Below are 7803 nucleotides of genomic sequence, written 5' to 3' on the forward strand. Positions count from 1 at the left end.
ACTCTGTTCGTCCGACGACCACCACTCTGCCCAGGGAGAGGGAACCAAGGCGATTACCCGCCGGGTAATGCCGTTCGCTCAGCCGTTGAGGCGCTCCACCTGGGAGACGTCGCGGGCCGCGCCGGTGGAGGCGGACGTCGCCATCGCGGCGTACGCGCGGAGGGCGGCGCTGACCGGGCGGTGCCGGTCGCGGGGGCGGTAGCCGCCGAGGTCGGCGAGCAGCTTCTCGCGGCGGATCTCCAGCTCGTCGGCCGGGACGTCCAGTTCGAGGACGCGGTTCGGGATGTCGATCACGATGGGGTCGCCGTCCTCGACGAGGGCGATGATGCCGCCGCCCGCCGCCTCCGGGGAGGCGTGCCCGATGGACAGGCCCGAGGTGCCGCCGGAGAACCGGCCGTCGGTGATCAGCGCGCACGCCTTGCCGAGCCCGCGGCCCTTGAGGAAGCTCGTCGGGTACAGCATCTCCTGCATGCCGGGGCCGCCCTTCGGGCCCTCGTAGCGGATCACCACGACGTCACCGGCCTTGACCCTGCCGCTGAGGATGCCCTCGACGGCGTCGTCCTGCGACTCGAAGACGACGGCGGGGCCGGTGAAGGTCCACAGCTCCTCCTCGACGCCGGCGGTCTTCACGATCGCGCCGTCGGGGGCGATGTTGCCGCGCAGGACGGCGAGGCCGCCGTCGGCGGTGTAGGCGTGCTCGGCCGAGCGGATGCAGCCGTTCTCGCGGTCGAGGTCGAGGGTCTCCCAGCGGGCGCTCTGCGAGAACGCCGAGGTGCTGCGGACGCCGCCGGGCGCCGCGTGGAACAGCTCGACCGCCTCGGGCAGGACGTCGGGGGAGCGGACGTCCCACTTGGCGACGAACTCCTCCAGCGACGCGGAGTGGATCGAGTGGGCGGAGCTGTTCAGCAGCCCGGCCCGGTTCAGCTCGCCGAGCAGGGCGGGGATGCCGCCGGCGCGGTGGCAGTCCTCGACGTGGTACTTGCCGGTCGCGGGGGCCAGCTTGCAGATGCACGGGACGCGGCGGGACACCTGGTCGATGTCGGAGAGCCCGAAGTCGGCGCCGGCCTCGGTCGCGGCGGCGAGCAGGTGCAGGATCGTGTTGGTGGAGCCGCCCATGGCGACGTCCAGCACCATGGCGTTCTCGAACGCGTCGCGGGTGGCGATGTTCAGCGGCAGGACGGACTCGTCGTCGCCGTCGTAGTAGCGCTTGGCGACCTCGACGACGGTGCGGCCCGCGTCCTCGTAGAGGCGGCGGCGGGCGGTGTGGGTGGCGAGGACGGTGCCGTTGCCGGGCAGCGCCAGCCCGATCGCCTCGGTGAGGCAGTTCATCGAGTTGGCGGTGAACATGCCGGAGCAGGACCCGCAGGTCGGGCAGGCGCTCTCCTCCATCTCGAGGAGCTTGTCCTCGGCGATCGAGCCGTCCGCCGAGGCGATGATCGGGTCGATCAGGTCGAGCTTGTTGCCGCCCATGACGCCCTCGACCGGCTTGCCGGCCTCCATCGGGCCGCCGGAGACGAACACGGTCGGGATGTTCAGCCGCAGCGCGGCCAGCAGCATGCCCGGAGTGATCTTGTCGCAGTTGGAGACGCAGACGAGCGCGTCGGCGCAGTGCGCGTTGACCATGTACTCGATCGCGTCGGCGATGATCTCGCGGGACGGCAGCGAGTACAGCATGCCGTCGTGGCCCATCGCGATGCCGTCGTCGACGGCGATCGTGTTGAACTCGCGGGGCACGCCGCCGGCCTCGCGGACGGCGCCGGCGACGACCTTGCCGACCTCGTCCAGGTGGACGTGGCCGGGCACGAACTGGGTGAAGCTGTTGGCCACCGCGACGATCGGCTTGCCGAAGTCCTCGCGTTCGACGCCGCTGGCGCGCATGAGGGCGCGGGCGCCCGCCATGTTCCTGCCGTGCGTGACCGTGCGTGACCTGAGCGGTGGCATGGGGACCTCTCCAACCTGTGACGTGCCGAGCCGAGTTCTGGGAGCGTGCCCGCAGCGGCGGATCGCGGCGCTGCCGCCGGCTCAGCGGAGGTCGCGCGCGGGCCGGCCTGTGACGACTCCGATGCTACCAACCGCCGGGCGGGCATGAGAAAAGCCGGGACGCGGCCGTCCCGGTGGGGCGGTGGTCCCGGCGTATGCGGCGGTCCCGGCACGGCGGGATCCCGGCGGGGCTCGCCGTTGAGCCCTGGTGGGGCGGGCGGCCGGGGGAAGCAGGCCGCCCTCGGCCCTGTCGGTCCTGTGCCGTGCCGGCCTGTCGGTCGGACTCAGTCGGGGTACTTCGGCGGCAGGGCCTTCTCCGCCGCCTGGAAGATGCGCCGGACGTCGGCGTCGGTGAGGATCTTCGGGCGGCGCCGCAGGTAGGCGCGGGCCCGGTTGCCCGCGTAGACGTCGACGTCGCGCACCCGCATGACCTTCCACGGGATGGACGGCCCGTAGATCGCCACGGACGGCTGCACCGGCACCTCGAAACCGACCCGCTCGGCGAGGATGCTGCTGGCCATCTGGGCCTCCCACCGGGCCTCGTCCAGCCGGTCCTTCTTGTTGAAGGGCCCGTGGAAGAGCTTCATGTGGGACATGGTGCGCACCGGAAGGCGCTTGTCCCACTTCTCGGAGTCGATGGCGTAGACGCCGCTCGGCCCGATCACCAGGTGGTCGATCCGCCCGTCGCTGACACCGTCGTCGTCGCGCGGGACGGCCCGTGCGTGCAGCACGAGGTAGCCGCTGCGCTGGAGGGCCTTCAGCTGCCGCTCGGTGCGCCGCTCGGCGGCCGACGACTTCTGCCAGGCGGCGACGGACGAGCTCTTGCGCGAGCTGCGGACCACGTCGCCGACGACCGCGAGGATCGCGACGGCGATGCCGAGCCGCCAGCCGGACAGGACCGCGACGGCGACGCCGGCGACGGCGGCCGCGCCGGCCCGCCACGCCCAGCGGCGGAGCCGGGGATCGTCGAGCAGCACCGCGGCGGTGCGCTCGGTGGCGCGCTCCTCGGAGCCTCCCTCGGGGCTCTCCTTCACCGGAGCCTGGTGATGGTGCTCACGCGTCTCCTCCGTACGTGCCTCCTCCGCCTCGTGCCCGGCCGGGGGCTGGCCCCTGGCTCCCTGCGTGTTGCCCCGCTCCGTGATCGCCATGAGTGACGCTCCGTATTCCTCTCCCATCGGGGGCATGATCCTCCGTGCGCAGAGTAATCATCCGGCCGGTCGGCGACTAGTCATGGGGGGTTAATAGTTTTGTCGCCCTCCGGTCAGTGAGTAACTTACGCGACGGGCGGGTGAGGCGATACTCTCCGCCTTTCCTCGCCCTATCGTCCCTGCCCTCTTTGATGCCCGCGCACACGGCGTCTAGCGTTCCGGTTCGTGACACAAACACATGACCTCAGCGCCACCCGGATGGCGGCGGCCGTCCGCGCCCGGGACCTCTCCCCGGTCGAGCTCACCGACCACTACCTGGACCGCATCGAACGGCTGAACGCCCAGGTGGGCGCCTATGTGACGGTCACCGCAGAGCGGGCCCGCGAGGAGGCGCGGCGGGCCGAGAAGGCGGTGCTGGACGCGGCGGACCCGGCGGAGCTGCCGCCGCTGCACGGCGTCCCGGTCCCGATCAAGGACCTGAACATGGTCGAGGGGGTCCGGATCACCTTCGGCTCGGCCGCCTACGCCGAACTGACCGGATTCGCCGACGACCATGTGGTGACAAAGCTGGCGCAAGCGGGGTCTGTGCTGCTGGGCAAGACGACGACGCCCGAGTTCGGGCTGCCCTGCTACACCGAGAGTGACGTCGCGCCCGCGGCCCGGACGCCGTGGGATCTCTCCAGGTCGGCGGGCGGTTCCAGCGGCGGCGCCGCGGCGGCGGTCGCGTCCGGGCTGGCGCCGGTCGCGCAGGGCAGCGACGGCGGCGGCTCGATCCGCATCCCGAGCAGCGCGTGCGGGCTGTTCGGGATCAAGCCGACCCGCGGCCGGGTCTCGTCCGGCCCGATCATCCCCGACCTGTTCGGGCTGGCGACCAACGGGCCGATCGCCCGGACCGTCCGCGACGCGGCGCTGCTGCTGGACGTGATGGCCGGCCACATGCCCGGCGACCTGTACCGGGCGCCGGCGGTGGACGGCACGTTCCTCGCCCACGCCGACCGGGCGCCGGGCCGGCTGCGCATCGCGCGGAGCATGCAGCCGCCCGTGCCGGGCGTGGAGGTCCACCCGGACTGCGTCGCCGCGTACGAGGCCGCGTCGGCGCTGCTGGAGGAGCTGGGCCACGAGGTGGTCGACCTGCCGGAGGTGCTCGGCGCCGACCTGCTGCCGCACTTCGCGACGCTGTGGGGCGTGATGGCGACGATGACGCCCGTCCCGGAGGAGAGCGAGCACCTGCTGCAGCCGCTGAGCCGCTGGCTCCGCGGGCTCGGGAACGCCACCACCGCGCCGCAGGTGATGCAGGCGCACGCCGCGCTGCAGGGCGCGCTGCGGGCCGCGTTCCCCGTCACGGACCAGTTCGACGCGATCCTGCACCCGACGCTCGCCTCGCCGCCCGTGCCCATCGGCCACTTCCACGACCAGGAGCCGGAGGAGAACTTCCGGCGGCAGACGCACTTCACCCCGTTCACCGCCGTCTACAACGTGTCGGGGCAGCCGGCGGTGAACGTCCCGCTGCACTGGAACGACGATGGCCTGCCGATCGGGGTCATGCTGGCCGGGCGGCTCGGTGGCGAGGGCACGCTCATCTCGCTGTCCGCGCAGCTGGAGGAGGCCCGCCCGTGGAGCGGCCGCAAGCCGGAGATCTGGACGGCGTGAGCCCGCCCGCGCCGGGCATGCTCCAGGCGTGGGCGACGACGAACTGATCAGGCTGGCCGGGCGGCACGGGATCGCGACCCGCTACACCGACTGGCGCGGCCGGGAGGCGGCGGTCACGCCGGACACGCTCGCCGCCGTCCTGGCGGCGCTCGGGGTCGACGCGTCGACGCCGAGCGCCGTCAGGACGGAGCTGGAGCGGGCCGACGGCCCCCGGCGCGGGCTGCCGCCGGTCGTGGTCGTCCGCCGCGGCGACGGCCTGCCCGGTTACCCGGACGCGAGCATCGAGCTGGCGACCGGCGGGACCGCCCCCGCGACCGGGGCGACCGGGGACCTTCCGCTTGGCTGGCACCGGCTGCGCGCGGGCGCCGAGAGCGCGCCGCTGCTGGTCGCCCCGCGCAGGCTGGCGGTGCCCGACCGGCTGCGGGGGTTCACCGTGCAGCTGTACTCGGTGCGGTCCCGGGCGTCCTGGGGGATCGGCGACCTGCGCGACCTGGCCGATCTCGCGTCCTGGAGCGCCCGCGCGCTGGGAGCCGGGTTCACGCTGATCAACCCGCTGCACGCCGCCGAGCCCGTCCCGCCGGTCGGCCCGTCCCCGTACTCGCCGATGAGCCGCCGCTTCGCCGCCCCGATCTACCTGCGCGTCGAGGACCTCCCCGAGTACGCGGCGCTGCCGCCCGAGGACCGCGACCGGCTGTCCGCGCTCGCCGAGCCGCTGCGCATCCCCGGCGGCACCATCGACCGGGACGCGGTCTGGACGGCCAAGCTCCAGGCGCTCGAACCCCTGCACCGGCTCCCGCGCGGCACCGAGGCGCAGCGCGACTACGACGCGTTCCGCGCCCGCGAGGGGACGGCCCTGACCGCGTTCGCGACCTGGTGCGCGCTCACCGAGAAGCACGGCCCGGACTGGCGCCGCTGGCCCGCCGGACTCCACGACGCCGGAGGCGCCGCGGTCGCCGCCGAGGCGGCCCGGCTCGCCGGCCGGGTCGACTTCCACACCTGGCTCCAGTGGCGCCTGGACGGCCAGCTGACGGCCGCGCAGCGGGCGGCCCGGGACGCGGGGATGCCGGTCGGGATCGTCCACGACCTCGCGGTCGGGGTCGCGCACGGCAGCGCCGACTCCTGGATCTACCGGGACCTGTTCGCGCCCGGCATGAGCGTCGGGGCGCCGCCGGACGAGTTCAACCAGCGCGGCCAGGACTGGGGCCAGCCGCCCTGGCACCCGCACCGCCTCGCCGGCGCCGCCTACCTCCCGTTCCGGGAGATGCTCGCGACCGCGTTCCGGCACGGCGGCGGGCTGCGCCTCGACCACGCCATGCAGGTGTCGCGGCTGTGGTGGGTGCCCGAGGGCGGTTCGCCGGCCGACGGCGCCTACGTCCGCTACGACCGGGACGCGCTCCTCGGCTGCCTCGCCTGGGAGGCCGAGCGCGCCGGCGCCGTCGTGGTCGGCGAGGACCTCGGCACCGTCGAGCCCGAGCTCCGGGACGGCCTGTCCGACCGCGGCATCCTCGGCACGTCCCTGCTCTGGTTCGAACGCGACGCCGAGGGACGTCCGAAACCGCCGGGCGAGTGGCGGGAACTCTCCCTGGCCACGGTCGGCACGCACGACATGCCGCCCATCGTCGGCTTCGTCCACGGCGACCACATCGCGCTCCGCGACCGGCTGGGCCTGCTCACCCGCCCCCGCGAGGACGAGGAGGCCGACCACCGCCGCCGGCTCGGCGACTGGCTGGCGCTCCTCCACGAGGAGGCCCTGCTGCCCGCCTCGCCCGCCGAGGTCATGCGGGCCCTGGCCGAAGGGTCCACCGCCTACGACGACCAGATCGTCGCCGCCCTGCACGCGTTCCTCGACCGGACTCCGGCCCGCCTGTCGGGCATCTCCCTGGCCGACGCCGTCGGCGAGCGGCGCACCCAGAACCAGCCGGGCACCGTCGACGAGTACCCCAACTGGCGCGTCCCCCTCGCCGACTCCGCGGGGACGCCCGTCCTCCTGGAGGACCTCCCGGACGCGATCAGGTCAGCGTGGCGGTGATCCGCTTCGTCACGTCGTGGAGCAGCGAGTCCGGACGCAGGTGCGCGCCGGCGATCGCCGAGAAGAGCGCGGGCAGGCCGGGCAGCGGGTAGGAGTCGCCGGCGTCCGCCAGAACCTTGCGGCCGAGCGGGTGGCGGGAGAGCGACTTGCGGGCGCGCGTCCACGCCGTCTGCACCTCCTCCGGGGACGGGACGCCGAACCCGTGCCCGACCGGCGCCGCGTGGCGCAGCTTGACCAGGGCGCCGTCGGTGAAGTCGGCGGCGAGCCGGCACCGCTCGGTGAGGTCGGCGCGGACCGCGTCGTCCAGCCGGGTCACGACCGTGCAGGGCGTGCGGCAGCGTGCCGCGCAGTCGCCCAGGGCGGACGCGACCTGGCTGTGCTGCCGGTCGAGGTAGGCGCGCCAGCCGGGGCCCGGCTCCCTGGAGACGCGGAGCGTCCGCTCGCAGGCGGACCTTTCCGGACGCGTGTGGTCGCACATGCGCGCCGAGCCCGGCTCGACGGGCACGCCGAACCGGCTGCCCGGGCCGCTCACCGACGCGCCGATCAGCGCCGGGTCGCCGGCGTGGCCGAGGACGGGCTCCCAGGCGAGCATCGGCAGGTACTCGCTCGCGATGTGGACCGCGGCGACCAGCGCGGCCATGTCGCGCCGGTACCAGCGGACCGCGATGACCTCCAGCAGCAGCGCGTACGCGGGCCGCAGGCTCGCGAGGGCGCCGCGCGGGCGCTCGCGCGCCGTCTGCGGCATGCGGCTGGCGCGGGCCCGGTCGAGCAGGTCGCGCGGGACCTCGCCGGCGGCCTCCGGCATGCCGAAGTCCTCGGCGTCCAGGTCGAGGACGCGCTGCCCGAACGCGCACAGCGCCGCGACCGCCGCCGAGCGGCCGTCGGCGGCGAGCGTGCCCTGCGTGATCAGCGCCTCCAAGTCGCCGAACGCGTACCGGCGCGCGAGCGCCGTCAGCACGTCGTGCGCCGTCTCCATACCGTCCTCCAGCCTCCACC

5 protein-coding genes are annotated in these 7803 nt (G+C 74.3%); 2 read left to right on the plus strand and 3 right to left on the minus strand.

All coding sequences use genetic code 11. The features are described from left to right. Positions 1-78: 78 nt before the first annotated feature. Positions 79-1941: a dihydroxy-acid dehydratase gene (gene ilvD / locus E1284_RS19265; protein WP_131940809.1), complete on the minus strand. Its 1863-nt coding sequence runs from the start codon at positions 1939-1941 to the stop codon at positions 79-81. Positions 1942-2264: 323 nt separating this feature from the next. Beyond that, complete coding sequence (locus tag E1284_RS19270) at positions 2265-3128, minus strand: nuclease-related domain-containing protein (protein WP_131940811.1); 864 nt, start codon at positions 3126-3128, stop codon at positions 2265-2267. 225 nt (positions 3129-3353) lie between these two features. Here E1284_RS19270 and E1284_RS19275 point away from each other — a divergent pair, with 225 nt between their 5' ends. Continuing rightward, positions 3354-4778 (plus strand): amidase, encoded by a 1425-nt coding sequence (locus E1284_RS19275; protein ID WP_207923843.1) that lies wholly within the window; start codon positions 3354-3356, stop codon positions 4776-4778. 28 nt (positions 4779-4806) lie between these two features. Further along, a complete protein-coding gene (gene malQ / locus E1284_RS19280) occupies positions 4807-6807 on the plus strand; it encodes a 4-alpha-glucanotransferase (RefSeq protein ID WP_131940813.1) in 2001 nt (666 codons plus the stop codon). Here malQ and E1284_RS19285 read toward each other — a convergent pair. After that, positions 6788-7803 (minus strand): hypothetical protein (locus tag E1284_RS19285; RefSeq protein ID WP_243714592.1); only part of this gene is annotated, 1016 nt, incomplete at its 5' end. The genes malQ and E1284_RS19285 overlap by 20 nt on opposite strands.

It is taken from the genome of Actinomadura bangladeshensis (assembly GCF_004348335.1).
Classification (GTDB): Bacteria; Actinomycetota; Actinomycetes; order Streptosporangiales; family Streptosporangiaceae; genus Spirillospora; species Spirillospora bangladeshensis.